Origin of the sequence: Streptomyces torulosus (genome assembly GCF_001419765.1) — a bacterium.
GTDB lineage: Bacteria > Actinomycetota > Actinomycetes > Streptomycetales > Streptomycetaceae > Streptomyces > Streptomyces torulosus.
Map to the genome: position 1 here is coordinate 13759 of NZ_LIRK01000298.1, position 16137 is coordinate 29895.

Genomic DNA, 16137 nt, shown 5'->3' on the forward strand with positions numbered 1-16137 from the left:
GTCGATTCCACTGCTCAGAGGGCCGACGACGCACTGATCCACGCTCTACTCCGAAGGTAGAGGCAGCTCTACCGCGGCGCTCGAACGGCCGGGCTACGGTGAGCCCATGCCTCCCACAACGGCCTGGCAGGCCATGTCTCAGCGTCCCTTGGGCTTCCTGACCTCGAGCTGGCCCTGGCGGTCGCTGGCCTATCTGACCGGCGGCGTCGTGGTCGGCGCCGCGGCCGTGCTGGTCTTCGCACTGGGCCTGGCCGCGGGGATCGCCCTGCTCGTCGTGCTGATCGGCGTCGCGCCCCTGGTCGGCCTGGTGCTGGCCTCCACCGTGGTGGCCGCGGTGGAGCGCCGTCGGCTGCGCTTGGTGGACCTGGACCATCTGCCCGACCCGCACCGTGCCCCGGACGGCCCCGGCCCGCGCGCCTGGGTCGCCACCCGGCTGAAGGAGCAGGCGACATGGCGGGAGCTGATGTTCACGCTGCTGTCGGCGGCGGCGCTGTGGTGGTTGGACCTGCTGGTACTCGGCTTCTCCTTCGGCGTACCCGCCGTGACCATCGCCTCGACGGACGGCCAAACCTGGCCCTGGACGGTGTTCGGGGCGATCGTGCTGCTCGCCTCGCCCTACACGGTGACCTCGTGGGCGGGTGCGCGAGCCGCCATGTCCCGCACCTTCCTCGCCCCGCGCGACAAGGAACTCGGGGAGGAGCTGCGCGAGGTGCGCGCCTCGCAGTCACGGCTGCTCGACTCCTTCGACGCCGAGCGGGTGCGCATCGAGCGCGATCTGCACGACGGGGCACAGCAGCGGCTCGTCTCGCTGGGGATGACACTGGGTCTGATGCGCCTCGAGGTCGCCGAGGGCTCCCCCCAGGCCGAGCTGCTGACCCAGGCGGAAAAACAACTCTCCACCGTCCACCAGGAGTTGCGGACCCTGATCCGGGGGCTCAACCCACCGGTGCTCGCCGATCACGGACTGGTCGCGGCGATCGAGGACTACGCCGGCCGGTTCCCGATCCCCGTGACCGTGGACCTGCGGCTGCCCGAGCGGCTGCCCAGGAAAGTCGAGACGACGATGTACTACCTGATCAACGAGGCGATGACGAACATCGCCAGACACAGTGGGGCCACCAGCGCCCGGGTACGCGGTCGCTACCATTCCGACCTGTTGGTCCTCGACATCACCGACGACGGTCACGGCGGCGTCGATCCCGAGGCGGGCAGCGGTGTGACCGGGCTCGCGGACCGGGTCACGGCGCTCGACGGGCGGATGCGGGTGTCGAGCCCGGTGGGTGGTCCCACCCTGCTGCATGTGGAGGTTCCGTGTCGCTTCGCCTGATCGTGGCCGAGGACGCCGTTCTGCTGCGCGAGGGCCTGGTCGGGCTGCTCGAACGGGTCGGCCATGAGGTGGTGGCGGCAGTCGGGGACGCCGACGCGCTGGTCGAGGCGGCACGTGCCGAGCGGCCGGACCTGATCGTCACCGACGTACGGATGCCGCCGTCGCACAGCGACGACGGGCTGCGGTCCGCGGTCAAGCTGCGCCAGGAGTTCCCCGGGCTTCCGGTGCTCGTCCTCAGCCAGTACGTGGAGCGGTCCTACGCGCTGCGGCTGCTGGACTCGGGCGGCGGGGCCGGGGTGGGCTACCTGCTCAAGGAACGGGTGGGCGCGGTGGCCGACTTCACGGCCGCGATCGAGCGGGTGGCCGCCGGGGGGACGGTGGTCGACCCGGAAGCGATCCAGCAGCTGGTCCGGCTGCGCCAGGACCCGTTGGAGCGACTGAGCGCCCGGGAGCGCGAGGTGCTCGGGCTGATCGCGGAGGGCCGCACCAACGCCAACCTCGCGGCCCACCTGTTCATCAGCGAGGCGGCCGTCAACAAGCACATAGGCAACATCTTCAACAAGCTGGACCTACCGGTGAACACCGACGGCCACCGACGGGTCCTGGCGGTCCTGGCCTTCTTGCGGGCATGACGCGAATCCCCGCCCTCCCCGGTGGCAGGGAGGGCGGACCGGCGTAGCCGAAGGATTCACCGCGACGTTCGTCGCTCGATGCCGATGCCCATGTCGCCTGCGGGCTGTCGGCGCGACTGGTGCAGGGTGGGGCGGCGCCCAGCATCACCTCGTCAGCACTCGGTTCGGTGGGTGGTCCCTCTTGATAGTGCTGTGACCGGAAAGGTTTGCCGGGCGTCGCGAGCCGGTGAACCTTTCCGGTCACAGCTCTAGCGGTGGCTGAACCACGCCATCGCCGGGAGGGCCCTGTCGTCGTAGCCGAACAGTGCCTGGTTCTCCCAGCCGTTCCCGGAGGACGCGTCCGTGGGGTCCCAGCCGTTGCCGTTGACGGCGGTCCAGGTCGACTCCCAGTAGAAGATCCCCAGGCCGCGGCCGTTCGGCACGGCCTCGACGATGCTGGCGACGTCCTTCATCCAGCGTGTCTGACCGGCGGTGGTGGCCGGGTAGCCGGACACCAGCTCGCTCGGCACGTCGATGATGTTCTCGTGGGCGTCCTCGCTGTCGAGGCGGAACGGGTAGGCCGTCTCGGCGAGGAACACCGGCTTGGCGTAGCGGGAGGCCGCGTCGTCGAGGGTGGTCTGGAAGTCGGCGAGGGTGCCGTGCCAGTAGCCGTAGTAGGACAGGCCGATGACGTCGAACTTCACGTTGTTGGCGACGGCGTTGTCGAACCACCAGCGGGTGCCGGACAGGTCACCGCCCTTGGCGAGGTGCAGCGCCACCTGGGTGGAGGAGTTGACCGCCTTGACCGCGTCGTAGCCGGAGTTGAGCAGCCCGGCGAGCTGCGGCCAGTTGGAGGTGGAGCCCGCGCTCCACAGCATGCCGCCGTTGATCTCGTTGCCGACCTGGACCATGTCCGCCGTGGTGCCCTGGGACTTGAGGGCGCTCAGGACGTCGTAGGTGTGGTTGTGGACGTCCGTCCTCAGCTGGCTGTAGGAGTGGCCGGTCCACGCGGACGGCACGGTCTGGGCGCCGGGGTCGGCCCAGGTGTCCGAGTAGTGGAAGTCGACCAGCAGCCTCATGCCCTGCGCCTTGACGCGCTTGGCGGCGGCGAGCACGCGTGCCTTGTTGTTGTAGCCGTCGGCGGGGTTCACCCAGACCTTCAGGCGCGCCCAGTTCTGGCCGGCTCCCTTGAGGATGGCGAGGGCGTCGCCGGTGGTGCCGGAGCTGTTCTTGTAGACGCCGCCCTTGGCCTCGCTCTTGATGAGCGACGACACGTCGGAGCCCTTGATGGACAGGCCCGTCCTGCCGGAGGTGAAGGTGAGGTCGTCGACGTTGAGCCAGTTGCCCGCGTTGGCGTCGGAGTTGACGCTGATCGTGCACTGGTTGTTCGTGACCGCGATCGAGGTGACGATCCGGATCCAGCCGCTGGCGGAGACCGGGATGTCGGTGCGCTGCTCGGCGCCGCCGCAGTTCTTCAGCGCGATGTACGCGGAGTTCTGGCCGCCACCGGACCGCACCCACGCGGTGAGCTTGTAGTTCCCGTTGGTCAGCCCGGACAGGTACTGGTAGGTCTCCACCTTGTAGGCGGACGACGCCCAGTGGGAGAGGCGGTAACTGCCGCCGTGGCCCCCGGACTCGGTGAAGGAGGCGGAGTTCTGCCCGGCCGCCGAGTACGTGGACCAGCCGGCCGGGGTCGCGGTGCCCGTGCCGTCGGACTCGAAGCCCCCGTTGGTCAGGGTGGAGGCCGCGTGGGCGGAGCCGGCGGGCACTGTCGTGAGCGCCAGGCCCGCGAACAGCGGTATGAGCAGGGCCCTGAGGGCGCGTCTCGCGTGGAACATCGTCGTCCCTTCGACGAAGGCGGGGACCTGGTCGCGCGGTGCGAGGGCGGCGCCGCGCCCGAAGGCCGTGGGCGCGGCGCCGCCGTGACCGACCGGACGTCCCCAGGAATCCGGCCGGTGTTCGGGGGTCGGTCAGGGGTCGAGTCGGACGACCCTGACGCCGCCGGCGGGCACGGCGAGGTGGGCCGCCGCGCGTTCGCCGGTGAGGAGTTCGGTGCCGTCGCCGTCCAGCGGCACCTTCGCGTCGAGCGCGGTGTGGTTGATAGCGAAGAGGAAGTCGCCCGACTCGCCCGTGCGGCGCACCACCTCGACGTCGCGGGGCAGTTCGGCGGGGGGCGCGATGCCCGCGTCGTCGGCCGCCCAGCCGAGCAGCGCGTCGAGGCCGTGCTGGTCGAGGCGGGTCGACACGTACCAGGCGGAGCCCTCCCCCAGCCGGTGCCGGGTGACGGCGGGCCGGTCGGCGGTGAGCCCGTCGGCGTACGTCCAGACCGTCTCGGCGCCGTCCGGCACCACGAACTCGGTCCACACGTCGCCGGTCAGCTCGGAGCCGTCGGGCCCGGTGATCCGTACGCTCTCCCCGGCGAGCAGCGGCGAGAACTCCTCCACCGTCAGGCCGAGGACCTCGCGCAGGGCCCCCGGGTAGGGGCCCTCGTGGACGGCGTCGTGCTCGTCGACGATCCCCGAGAAGTACGACACGACGAGGGTGCCGCCGTTCTCGACGTACGCCGTGAGGTTGTCCCGCGCGGCTTCGGTCATCAGATAGAGCGCGGGAACGACGACAAGGGGATAGGCCGACAAGTCGGCTTCCGGGTGGGCGAAGTCGACCGTGAGGTGGCGGTCGTAGAGGGCCTCGTAGAAGGCGTCGGCGCGTTCGCGGGCGTCGTGGTCCTCGCTGGGACGCCACTGGAGGTTCTGCGCCCACCAGGAGTGCCAGTCCCACAGGACGGCCACGTCGGCGACGGTGCGGCTGCCGCGGATCTGGCTCAGCGAGTCGAGGGACGCGCCGAGTTCGACGACCTCGCGCCACACCCGCGAGTCGGTGCCGGCCTGCGGCAGCATCGCCGAGTGGAACTTCTCGGCGCCGCGCCGGGACTGCCGCCACTGGAAGAACATGGCGCCCTCGGAGCCGCGCGCCACATGGGCGAGGGAGTTGCGGGCCATCTGCCCGGGGGCCTTGGCGGGGTTGCGGGCCTGCCAGTTGACGCCGGAGGTGGAGTGCTCCAGGAGCAGCCAGGGGGCGCCGCCGGCGACGGACCGGGTGAGGTCGGCGGCCATCGCCAGGTTGACGTGGGTGCGGCGGCCGTCGGTGATCAGGTAGTGGTCGTTGGTGACGAGGTCGACCTCGCGGCCCCAGGCCCAGTAGTCGAGGGAGTCGCACTGGCTGAGGGCGGTCATGAAGTTGGTGGTGACGGGGATGCCGGGCGCGAGGCGGTGCAGGATGTCCCGCTCCCGGACGAAGTTCTCGCGGATGGTGTCGTCGGCGAACCGCTTGTAGTCGAGGGCCTGGCCGGGGTTGCCGACGGTGGGTGACACGCGCGGCGGGTTGATCTGCGCGAAGTCGGTGTAGTGCTGGCCCCAGAAGGCGGTGCCCCACGCCTCGTTGAGCGCCGCGACATCGCCGTACGCGCGCTCCAGCCAGCGGCGGAAGTGCGCGGCGCACGTGTCGCAGTAGCAGGCGGAGACGGGCACGCCGTACTCGTTGTGCACATGCCACAGGGTGAGCGCGGGGTGGTCGGCGTAGCGCTCGGCGAGCCTGGTCGTGATGTCGGCGGCGGCGGCGCGGTAGTCGGGGTTGCTGTGGCAGATGGCGCCGCGTGAGCCGAACTCGTAGCGGGTGCCGTCGGCGGCCACGGGCAGCGCCTCGGGGTGCTCCCGGTAGAACCACACCGGCGGTACGACGGTGGGGGTGCCGAGGTCGGCGCGGATGCCGTGGTCGTGGAGCAGGTCGAGCAGGCGGTCGAGCCAGGCGAAGTCGTACACGCCTCGGGAGGTCTCCAGCAGGGCCCAGGAGAAGATGCCGACGCTGACCATGGTGACGCCCGCCTCGCGCATCAGCCGCACGTCCTCGTGCCAGACGGTTTCCGGCCACTGCTCCGGGTTGTAGTCCCCACCGAAGGCGAGCCTGGTGAGGCCCGTGGGGGTGGTCTCCGGCATGGATCTCTCCCGTTTTGTCGATCATTTGGGAACGTGCACACACAGCGGTGGCGGTGTGAGCCCAACATAACCGCACAGCAACAACCATTGACAAGTGTCCGGGATGTTTCTCTACTGTGAACGCTCACAGAAGCATGGCACGGTCTTCGCAACAGGTGAGGACCCAGGTCAGGGGAGAAACATCCATGCCCAACATCACGAAGCACCGGCGCTTTGTGGCCACCGCCGTCGCCGTGACGCTCGGCGCGACCACACTCGCCGCCTGCGGCGGGTCGGACGACGACGGCGAGGCCCGGTCGGGGCCGGCGAAGCTGACGTACTGGACCTGGACGCCGGGCATGGACAAGGTCGTCGACCTGTGGAACAAGGGTCCCGGCAAGGAGCAGCAGATCACCGTCACGGTGAAGAAGCAGGCGTCCGGCGACACCCTTGTGACCAAGATCCTCACCGCCCACAAGGCGGGCAAGGGCCCCGACCTGGTGCAGGCCGAGTACCAGGCGCTACCGACCCTGGTCAGTAATGACGCGGTCGCCGACATAGCGAAGGAGTCGGGCGACGCCAAGGGCAAGTTCGCCGACGGTGTCTGGCAGCAGACGACGCTGGGCTCGGACGCGGTCTACGCGATCCCGCAGGACATCGGGCCGATGATGTTCTACTACCGCGAGGACCTGTTCAAGAAGTACGGCCTGACCGTCCCGAAGACCTGGGACGAGTTCGCCGAGACCGCGCGGAAGCTGAAGAAGGAGGAGCCGGACGTCGATCTGACCACCTTCTCCGCCAACGACTCGGGCCTCTTCGCCGGTCTCGCCCAGCAGGCGGGCGCGAAGTGGTGGACCACCGAGGGCCAGAAGTGGAAGGTCGGCATCGACGACGCGGCGACGCGGAAGGTCGCCGACTTCTGGGGCGGTCTGGTGAAGGAGGGCGCCATCGACAACCAGCCGATGTACACCCCGGCCTGGAACAAGGCGCTCAACACCGGCAAGCAGATCGCCTGGGTCAGCGCCGTGTGGGCGCCGGGCACCCTGACCACGGCCGCGCCCGACACCCAGGGCAAGTGGAAGATGGCCCCGCTGCCCCAGTGGTCCGACTCCGAGAACGTCACCGGCAGTTGGGGCGGCTCCTCCACCGCCGTCACCACCGACTCGAAGCACAAGGGCGCCGCCGCGAAGTTCGCCGCCTGGCTGAACACCGACCCGCGGGCGCTGACCGCGCTCGCGAAGGAGGGCGGCATCTACCCGGCCGCCACGACCGCGCAGACCAGTGACGCCTTCGCCCAGCCGCCGGCGTTCTTCTCCCACCAGGCGGACTTCTACACCGCGGCCTCCGAGATCGCCAAGACCACCGCGCCCTCCGCGTGGGGCCCGAACGTGAACGTCGCGTACACCAGCTTCAAGGACGCCTTCGGCGCCGCCGCCAAGGACAAGTCCGACTTCGGTGCCGCCCTGAAGAAGATGCGGGACGACACGGTCGCCGACATGAAGAAGCAGGGCTTCGAGGTCTCCGAGTGACCAGCGCACGCCGGAAGTCGTACGGGGTCAAGGGGGCCCCGTATGCCTTCCTCCTCCCCGCGACGGTCCTCTTCGCCCTCTTCTTCGCCCTGCCCATCGGCTACGCGATCTGGCTCAGCCTGCACAAGGTGCAGGTCAAGGGGCTGGGCCTGGGCTCGGGCGCCCGGCAGGAGGTGTGGGCGGGCCTGGAGAACTACGCCGACGCCCTCGGCGACTCCGAGTTCCTCGACGGCGCGCTGCGCGTGCTGGGCTACGGCGCGATCGTCGTCCCCGTCATGCTCGGCCTGGCGCTGGTCCTCGCCCTGATGCTGGACAGCGACAAGGTGCGGCTCGCCCCGTTCACCCGGCTCGCGATCTTCCTGCCGTACGCCGTCCCGGGCGTCGTGGCCGCCCTGCTGTGGGGCTTCCTCTACCTCCCGGACGTCAGCCCCTTCTACTTCGTGCTGGAGAAGCTGGGGCTCCCCCAGCCGGATCTGCTCGACGGCGGCGGTCTGTACGCGGCGCTGTCGAACATCGCGATCTGGGGCGGCACCGGGTTCAACATGATCGTCATCTACACCTCGCTCCAGGCGATCCCCGTCGAGGTGTACGAGGCGGCGAAGCTGGACGGCGCGACCCCGCTGCAGATCGCCCTGCGCATCAAGATCCCGATGGTGGCGCCCTCACTGGTGCTGACCTTCTTCTTCTCGATCATCGCCACGCTCCAGGTGTTCAGCGAGCCGACCACCCTCAAGCCCCTCACCAACGCGGTGTCCACGACGTGGAGTCCGCTGATGAAGGTGTACGTGGACGCCTTCGGCAAGGGCGACATCCACGGGGCGGCGGCCGGCGCGGTGGTGATCGCCCTGGCCACGCTGGTGGTGTCGTTCGGCTTCCTCAGGGCCGCGAACTCCCGGAACAAGCGGGACGTCAGTCAAGGAGCCGTACGATGAGTTCTCTTGCCGTCCGCAAGACCGCCCCGGCCGCGGGCACCACGCCCGGCACGGCACAGGGTCCGCCGCTGCGCCGCCGGATCGCGCTCGTCCCGACGCTGACCCTGCTGCTGGGCGCGTTGTACTGTCTGCTGCCGGTCGCCTGGGTCGTGATCGCGGCCACCAAGTCCGGCAGCGAGCTGTTCTCCACCTTCACCTTCCTCCCGGGCAGCGGCTTCGCGGACAACCTGTCCGACCTGAACGCCTACCGCGAGGGCATCTACTGGCAGTGGATGGGCAACTCCGCGCTGTACGCGGGCCTCGGCGCCCTGCTGTCCACCGCCGTCTCCGCGATCAGCGGCTACGCGCTGGCGATCTACCGCTTCAAGGGCCGCGAGGCCGTCTTCAGCGTCCTGATGGCGGGGGTGCTGATGCCGCCGGTGATCCTGGCGATCCCGCAGTACCTGCTGCTGGCGAAGGCGGATCTCGCGGACACGTACTGGTCGGTGCTGCTGCCGCTGGTGCTGTCGCCGTACGGCGTCTACCTGTCGCGGATCTACGCCGCCGCCGCGGTCCCCGCCGACGTGGTGGAGGCCGGGCGGATGGACGGGGCGAGCGAGTGGCGGATCTTCACCCGGATCGCGTTGCCGATGATGGTGCCCGGTCTGGTGACGGTCTTCCTGTTCCAGTTCGTCGCCGTCTGGAACAACTTCCTGCTGCCGTACATCATGCTCAGCGACGACGAGAAGTTCCCGATCACCCTGGGGCTGTTCACGCTCCTCGAACAGGGGGCCAACACCCCCGCGCTCTACACCCTGGTGATCACGGGCGCGTTGCTCGCGGTGCTCCCGCTGATCGCGCTGTTCCTGGTCATCCAGCGGTTCTGGAGCCTTGATCTACTGTCCGGGGCCGTAAAGTCATGACCATGAGCAACACGGGGGGCAGGCGCAAACCGCCGACCATTCACGACGTGGCGCGGGTGGCGGGGGTCTCCCGGGGCACCGTGTCACGGGTGCTCAACGGCGGTCACTACGTCAGCCCGGCTGCGCAGGAAGCGGTCAACGCGGCGATCCGCAAGACGGGTTACGTGGTGAACCGGCACGCCCGCTCACTGATCACGGGCCGTTCCGACTCGATCGGCTTCCTGCTCACGGAACCGCAGGAGAAGCTGTTCGAGGACCCCAACTTCAACGTCCTGCTGCGGGGTTGCACCCAGGCGCTGGCCGCGCACGACATCCCCCTGCTGCTGATGGTGGCGGGCACGGAGGACGAGCGGCGCCGGATCATGCGGTACATCACGGCGGGCCATGTCGACGGGGTGCTGCTGGTGTCCAGCCACTCCGGTGACCCGGTCGCCGAGCAGCTCCGGGACGCGGGGGTGCCGCTCGTCCAGTGCGGCAAGCCCATGGGGCTCGGGTCCAAGGTGAGCTATGTGGCGGCGGACGACCGCGACGGCGCCCGGGACATGGTGCGCCATCTGCTGTCGCTGGGCCGCCGCCACGTCGGCGTGGTCACCGGCCCACTGGACACACCGGGCGGTGTGGACCGGCTGGCCGGCTACAAGGAGGTGCTCACCGAGGCGGGCGTCGAGATCGACGAACGGCTGATCGTGTCCGGCGACTACAGCCGGGCCAGCGGTGAGGCGGGCGCCGAACGGCTGCTGGAGCGGGCGCCGGACATGGACGCGGTGTTCGTGGCGTCCGACCTGATGGCGCAGGGCGCGCTGACGGCGCTGCGCCGGGCGGGCCGCCGGGTGCCGGAGGACGTGGCCGTGGGCGGGTTCGACGACTCGACCGCCGCGACGGAGTCCGTACCCGCCCTCACCACGATCCGCCAGCCGTACGACCGGATCAGCAACGAGATGGTGCGGGTCCTGCTGGCGCAGATCGGCGGCGAGGACCCGGCCGCGGTGATCCTGCCCACGGAGCTGGTCCTGCGGGACTCCACCTGAGGCACCGCCGCGCCCGGGCGGCGGACCTCAGTGGTGCGCGGGCTGCCGCCGGGGGGTGGGCGTCTCCTCGGTGACCCGTGTGCCGGGGTGCCGCAGCGCGCACAGGAAGCCGACGCCGAGCGCGATGGCCATGCCGTAGAACACCCACTGGTTGGCCGACGACCGCGACGGGCACATTGACCCAGAAGATCGCCCGCCAGGTCCAGTCGGTGAGCCAGCCGCCGAGGAGCGGGCCCAGCGCGGTGAGGGCGCCGGACAGGCCGAAGAACAGGGCGAGGGCGCGGCCGCGCCGGTCCACCGGGAAGACGGCCACGACGACGGCGAGCGCGGCGGGGAACATCAGGGCGGCCCCGAGGCCCTGGGTGGCGCGGAAGGCGATCAGCCAGGCCAGGGCGAAGTCGTCGTCGGGGACGCAGCCGCACAGGGCGGAGGAGACGACGAAGATCACGGTGCCGGCCACCATCACCCGGCGGTGCCCGACGACGTCGGCGAGCCGGCCGCCGAGCGCGAAGAACGCGGCCAGGGTGAGCAGATAGGCGTTGACCACCCATTGCATGCCCGAGGAGGACAGGTCGAGTTCGTCCACGATGCTCGGGGCGGCGATGGCGACGATCGTCTGGTCGATGAAGGTCATCGACACCGCGAACAGCATCGCCGCCAGGGCCAGGGTCCGGTGGGGCGCGGCGGAGCCGGTGGTCGCGGACCCACGAGTGGAACGTTCCTTCATGTCGGCCATGTGCCGCATCCTCCCCGCGCGGGACGCGGAGCGCATGTGCGCCGTGGCGCGCGGTAAGCGCCGGAACCCGCACGTCATCACCCGAACGGTCGCCCGAGGATGGGTCGTCACCGGCATCGGAACGCCGACTCGGGGGTACTCGGCAGGCGCCGACTCCGGTTCCGGTTGGACACTGGAGTGCGGCCGGTGTGTGCCGGTGGACTAGACCAGGACGCGACTGCCATGAACAGCGAGACGAAACCCAGGGGCACGACGAGTGTCGTGTCCACCCGATCCGTGTGCGGAGCACCCTGCTGGGTGAGCCTCACCAGCCGGGACCTGCCGGCCACGGAGGACTTCTACGAGGCCGTGCTGGGCTGGACGTGGCGCACGGCGAAGCTCGGCGACCACTTCCGGATCGCGCTGGCGGACGGTGTGCCGGTCGCGGGGATCGCCGGGGTGGCGACCCTGTGGCAGATGGCGGTCGCCTGGACGCCCTACTTCGCGGTGTCCGACGCGGACGCCGCCGCCTCGCGGGCCCGTGAGCGCGGCGGCACGGTCGCGGTCGGCCCGCTGTCCTTCCCGCCGGGCCGTGCGGCCCTGCTGGCCGACCGCCACGGGGCGACGTTCGGGATCTGGGAGGGGGAGCTCTTCACGGACTGGGAGGTCTGGCACCGGGCCGCGCCCGCCTTCGTCCGCCTCCACACCCGGGACGCCTTCGACGCGGCCATCTTCTACGGCGAGGTCCTCGAGTGGGCCTCCGGGAAGCCGGGCTGCTGCGAGGTCCGCTACGAGGCCAACGAGGTCGTCCTGCGCAGCCAGGGCGACGTCGTCGCCCGGATCACCTCCGGGGCGCTGGAGGCGGCGCCCGACCCCACGATCCGGCCGCACTGGCAGATCCACTTCTCGGTCTCCGACGTGGCCGCCTGTGTCGAGGCCGCACAGCACCACGGCGGCACCGTCCTCACCCAGGGCCCGCACGAGGCGGTGCTGCGCGATCCGGACGGCGCCCAGTTCACGATCACCTCGGACCGCGAACCCTGACCGCCCTGATCGGACCGCGAAACGACCGCCCCGATCGGACCGCGAACCCTGACCGCCCCGGCGACCCGCCGGGGCGGTTCCGTGCCCGCCGTTCAGGCCGTCCTGGAGGGCCGTGACAGCACGACCAGGCCGCGGGCGGCGACGAGGATCTCGGCGCCTGCCTTGTGCTCCGTCTCGTCGGGGGTGCCGTCCGGCTCGGCGGCGGTGTCGACGCGGGTGGTCCAGCGCTCCCCGTACGCCGTGCCGGGCAGGCGGAAGGCGACGGGCTCCCAGTGGCCGTTCAGCAGCAGGAGGAACGAGTCGTCGACGACGGGCCTGCCGTACGGGTCGGGTTCGGCGATGGCGTCGCCGTTGAGGAACACGGCGACGGAGTGGGTGTCGGGGCGCGCCCAGTCCTCGTCGGTCATGTCGTGGGCGTCCGGCGTCAGCCACACCAGGTCGGGCAGCGGCTGGTCCGCGCGGGTGGCGGTGTCACCGCGGAAGTACCGGCGACGGCGCAGCACCGGGTGGGCGGCGCGCAGGGCGATCAGCCGCCGGGTGAAGTCGCACAGCGCGCGCTGCTCGTCGTCGAGCCGCCAGTCGACCCAGGAGACCTCGTTGTCCTGGCAGTAGGCGTTGTTGTTGCCTCCCTGGGTGCGGCCCAGCTCGTCGCCGTGGCACAGCATGGGAATGCCCTGGGAGAGCAGCAGGGTGGACAGCAGGTTGCGCTGCTGGCGGGCGCGGAGGGTGAGGACGCGCGGGTCGTCGCTGTCGCCCTCGGCGCCGCAGTTCCAGGAGCGGTTGACGCTCTCGCCGTCCCGGTTGCCCTCGCCGTTGGCCTCGTTGTGCTTGTCGTTGTACGAGACGAGGTCGCGGAGGGTGAAACCGTCGTGCGCGGTGACGAAGTTGACGCTGGCGCGCGGCCGGCGCCGGCTGTGCTCGTACAGGTCGGCGGAGCCGGTCAGCCGGGAGGCGAACTCGCCGAGCGTGCCGGGCCGGCCGCGCCAGAAGTCCCGTACGGCGTCCCGGTACTTGCCGTTCCATTCGGACCACAGCGGTGGGAAGTTGCCCACCTGGTAGCCGCCCTCGCCCACGTCCCACGGTTCCGCGATCAGTTTGACGCGGCTGATCACCGGGTCCTGCTGGATGAGGTCGAAGAACGCCGACAGCCGGTCCACCTCGTGGAACTGCCGGGCCAGCGTGGCCGCGAGGTCGAAGCGGAAGCCGTCCACGTGCATCTCGGTGACCCAGTACCGCAGCGAGTCCATGATCAGCTGGAGCACGTAGGGGTGCCGCATCAGCAGGCTGTTGCCGGTGCCGGTGGTGTCGTAGTAGTGCTCCCAGTCGCCGTCCACCAGCCGGTAGTACGAGGCGTTGTCGATGCCGCGGAAGGACAGGGTGGGGCCCTTCTCGTTGCCCTCGGCGGTGTGGTTGTAGACCACGTCGAGGATCACTTCGAGACCGGCGGCGTGCAGCGCCTTCACCATCGACTTGAACTCGGTGACCTGCTGGCCGCGGGTGCCGCGGGCGGCGTAGCCGTTGTGGGGGGCGAAGAAGCCGATGGTGTTGTAGCCCCAGTAGTTGGCGAGGCCCCGGTCCTGGAGCACCCCGTCCTGCGCGAACTGGTGCACCGGCATCAGCTCGATCGCCGTGACGCCCAGTGAGGTGAGGTGCTCGATGATCGCGGGGTGCGCCAACCCGGCGTAGGTGCCGCGCAGTTCGGCGGGGATGTCGGGGTGGGTGCGGGTGAGGCCCCGGACGTGGGCCTCGTAGATCACGGTGTCGGCGTACGGCCGGTGGGGCCGGCGGTCCTCGCCCCAGTCGAAGTAGGGGTCGGTGACCACGCCGAGCATGGTGTGCCCCGCGCTGTCGGCGGTGCGGTCGTACAGCGAGGGGTGGTTGTCCACCTGCCCATCCACGGCCCGGGTGTACGGGTCGAGCAGCAGCTTCGCGGGGTTGCAGCGGTGTCCGGCGGCCGGGTCCCAGGGACCGTGCACGCGGTAGCCGTAGCGCTGTCCCGGTCCGATGCCGGGGACGTGGCCGTGCCAGACGAAGCCGTCGACCTCGGTGAGCGGGACCGTGCGGGAGCCGCCGTCGTCGTCCACGAGGACGAGGTCGACTGCCTCGGCGACCTCGCTGAACAGCGCGAAGTTGGTGCCGGTGCCGTCGTAGGACGCGCCGAGCGGGTAGGGCTGCCCGCTCCACACGGTGACGGGCTTTCGCGACGGCGGCCGTGCGGGCGGCGCCATGTCCGCCCGCGCCTTGCCCTTGTCGGCCGGGCGCGCGGACCCGCTCCCGCCGGAGCGCGCGCGCCCGTTCCGCTTCCCCCGCCCCGTCACCGCGCGGCGTCGCAGGTGCTCGACACGGTCGGCACCTGGCTCGCGGGCCGGTCCGCGGTCGCGGCGGCCGCGGCGATGTCCGGCGAGTCGGCCGGGGCGTCGCCCTGCGGGCCTGCGAGCGCGACCACCCGTACCTCGCGCGGTACTTGGAGGACCTCGCGCAGGGTCGGCGAGGGGGCCGTGGGGACGAGGGGGACGCTTTCGTCGACGGGGGCCCGCTGGGTGAACCAGATGACCGTGCTGCCGGTGTCGGTGGCGCAGCAGCCCCAGCCGTCGCTGAGCGCGGCGATGCGGGTCAGGCAGGGGCGCAGCTCGCGGTCGGGGCGCAGTTCGCGGTCGTTCTCCGCGATCGCGGCGATGAGGTGCTGCCCGTTCCACCACATCTCGACCGAGGTGTTCTTGTCCGACGCGTGTTCGTCGATCGCGTGCAGCAGCAGTTCGGCGCTGTGGCAGACGGGTTCGACGAGGGTTTCCAGGTCCCAGAACCGGAGGTGGGCGGCCAGGATGCGCCTGACCTGTCCGACCCGTTCCGGACTGACTTCCACGTCGAGGTGGTAGTAGCGAGGCACTGCGGTCTTCATCGTCGTTGGCTCCTCACCGGCGAAGCTCCCGCCCCGCTCCGTTCCTCCTGGAACGAGCCCCCGGAACGGTCCGCGGGACGCATTCGGGACACGGAGCGTGAGCACCGATCACTTCTGAGTCAGATCCCAGCGTGGGGTGGCTACGCCATTCGTGCAACACGAGCGACGGACGAGGTGGTTGAAGCGCCAACAAGACGCCTGGTCGCCGTCCGTGCACCATGAGTGAAGGCACCGGCTCCTCATGCGTCGGTGCTCCTCAGCGCACGGCCTCCCACGGGAAGCGTGCTCCACCGAGAGTGCCGGGAGGTGATCAGCACATGTTGCTGCCCGCCAAGAACGAGGTGGCCAGACAGCTGCGGCGCTACCGCATGTGGGAACGCGTGATGCTCGCTGCCCCCGCGGACAGGGCCGCCCGGGACCATTTCGAGGACTCGGGCTACACGCTGTGCGTGCTGATGGGAAAGCGCTGCGCCCGGGAGGCGGTGGCCGCGGCCGAGCGCTATCTCCAGACGACTCTGCCCGCGTACCTCCAGGAGCAGACCGGTCAGACCCGCAAGAACCGTGCGGTGCCCCACGGTCCACCGTCCGAGCGGCGTTCCGCCGCGGGGCGGTAGGGCGCGTCGCCACCCGTTCGGCGCAGTTCCCATCCCGAGTTCGGCGGAGGTGAGACCCATGAGCCAGACCCCGGCCATCGGCCGTATCCCCATCAGGGACGTCCGCCCGCTCGTCGAGTGCGGGAGGCGTCCCGCGAAAGCGGTGGTGGGAGAGACCTTCGAGGTCACCGCGACGCTCTTCCGGGAAGGGCACGGCGTCATCGCGGCCAATGTGGTCCTGAAGGACCCGGAGGGCCGCCCCGCGCCGTGGACGCCGATGCGGGAACTCGGGCCCGGGACCGACCGGTGGGCCGCCTCGGTCACTCCGACGTCGGTGGGCCGGTGGACGTACCGGGTGGAGGCCTGGAGCGACCCGGTCACCACCTGGCGCCGGGTCGCGCACATCAAGATCCCGGCGGGCATCGACGGCGGACTCGTCCTGGAGGAGGGCGCCGAGCTGTACGAGCGTGCCGCCGCCGGGGTCCCTGAGGCGGACGCGCACGCCGTGCTGATGACCGCGGTGCGGCGGCTGCGGGACGACACGCTGCCGGTCGCGGAGCGCTTCGCGGCGGCTTTGTCGCCGGAG

The 16137-nt window shown here is 70.7% G+C and carries 13 protein-coding genes and 1 pseudogene; 9 read left to right on the forward strand and 5 right to left on the reverse strand.

Translation table 11 applies throughout. The features are described from left to right. The first annotated feature begins 106 nt into the window (after window positions 1-106). Window positions 107-1327, forward strand: a complete 1221-nt coding sequence (locus AOK23_RS21170) for a sensor histidine kinase (protein WP_055714264.1) — start codon at window positions 107-109, stop codon at window positions 1325-1327. Beyond that, entirely contained in the window at window positions 1312-1959 is a 648-nt protein-coding gene (locus AOK23_RS21175; protein WP_055714265.1) for a response regulator, read from the forward strand. The genes AOK23_RS21170 and AOK23_RS21175 overlap by 16 nt, the downstream gene beginning before the upstream one ends. A 248-nt stretch (window positions 1960-2207) precedes the next feature. On the opposite strand, the gene AOK23_RS21180 is transcribed toward AOK23_RS21175, so the two are convergent. Beyond that, window positions 2208-3776: a glycoside hydrolase family 53 protein gene (locus AOK23_RS21180; RefSeq protein WP_055714266.1), complete on the reverse strand. Its 1569-nt coding sequence runs from the start codon at window positions 3774-3776 to the stop codon at window positions 2208-2210. 132 nt (window positions 3777-3908) lie between these two features. Continuing rightward, window positions 3909-5930, reverse strand: coding sequence for a beta-galactosidase (locus AOK23_RS21185; RefSeq protein WP_055714267.1), 2022 nt, complete (start codon window positions 5928-5930; stop codon window positions 3909-3911). Between the two features lie 185 nt (window positions 5931-6115). Between AOK23_RS21185 and AOK23_RS21190 the strand changes: the two genes are divergently transcribed. The 4 genes from AOK23_RS21190 to AOK23_RS21205 are packed head-to-tail and all read left to right on the forward strand — an operon-like array spanning window position 6116 to window position 10300. Further along, window positions 6116-7438, forward strand: coding sequence for an ABC transporter substrate-binding protein (locus AOK23_RS21190; protein ID WP_055714268.1), 1323 nt, complete (start codon window positions 6116-6118; stop codon window positions 7436-7438). Then, window positions 7435-8370: a carbohydrate ABC transporter permease gene (locus AOK23_RS21195; protein ID WP_055714269.1), complete on the forward strand. Its 936-nt coding sequence runs from the start codon at window positions 7435-7437 to the stop codon at window positions 8368-8370. Before AOK23_RS21190 ends, AOK23_RS21195 begins: the two co-directional genes overlap by 4 nt. Beyond that, the gene (locus tag AOK23_RS21200) at window positions 8367-9272 is read left to right on the forward strand and encodes a carbohydrate ABC transporter permease (protein WP_055714270.1); all 906 of its coding nucleotides are present in this window, start codon (window positions 8367-8369) and stop codon (window positions 9270-9272) included. Before AOK23_RS21195 ends, AOK23_RS21200 begins: the two co-directional genes overlap by 4 nt. After that, on the forward strand, window positions 9269-10300 hold the full coding sequence (locus tag AOK23_RS21205; RefSeq protein ID WP_055714271.1) for a LacI family DNA-binding transcriptional regulator: 1032 nt from the start codon (window positions 9269-9271) through the stop codon (window positions 10298-10300). Before AOK23_RS21200 ends, AOK23_RS21205 begins: the two co-directional genes overlap by 4 nt. 112 nt (window positions 10301-10412) lie before the next feature. Here AOK23_RS21205 and AOK23_RS21210 read toward each other — a convergent pair. Beyond that, window positions 10413-11027 (reverse strand): annotated as a pseudogene (locus AOK23_RS21210) (MFS transporter); the annotation flags it as partial. A gap of 231 nt (window positions 11028-11258) precedes the next feature. On the opposite strand from AOK23_RS21210, the gene AOK23_RS21215 reads away from it, so the two are divergent. Continuing rightward, complete coding sequence (locus AOK23_RS21215) at window positions 11259-12059, forward strand: glyoxalase/bleomycin resistance/extradiol dioxygenase family protein (protein ID WP_055520801.1); 801 nt, start codon at window positions 11259-11261, stop codon at window positions 12057-12059. Window positions 12060-12151: 92 nt separating this feature from the next. Here AOK23_RS21215 and glgX read toward each other — a convergent pair whose 3' ends face one another. Both glgX and AOK23_RS21225 read right to left on the reverse strand, forming a co-directional pair. Further along, window positions 12152-14287 carry a glycogen debranching protein GlgX gene (gene glgX, locus AOK23_RS21220; RefSeq protein WP_079049595.1) on the reverse strand — a complete coding sequence of 712 codons (2136 nt, stop codon included), beginning with the start codon at window positions 14285-14287 and terminating at the stop codon, window positions 12152-12154. A gap of 86 nt (window positions 14288-14373) precedes the next feature. Next, entirely contained in the window at window positions 14374-14958 is a 585-nt protein-coding gene (locus tag AOK23_RS21225; RefSeq protein WP_055714272.1) for a hypothetical protein, read from the reverse strand. A 317-nt stretch (window positions 14959-15275) separates the two neighbouring features. On the opposite strand from AOK23_RS21225, the gene AOK23_RS21230 reads away from it, so the two are divergent. Beyond that, window positions 15276-15572 carry a DUF5133 domain-containing protein gene (locus AOK23_RS21230; RefSeq protein WP_055714273.1) on the forward strand — a complete coding sequence of 99 codons (297 nt, stop codon included), beginning with the start codon at window positions 15276-15278 and terminating at the stop codon, window positions 15570-15572. 58 nt (window positions 15573-15630) lie between these two features. Continuing rightward, the coding region (locus AOK23_RS21235; RefSeq protein WP_157878106.1) for a maltotransferase domain-containing protein at window positions 15631-16137 on the forward strand (507 nt) is incomplete at its 3' end.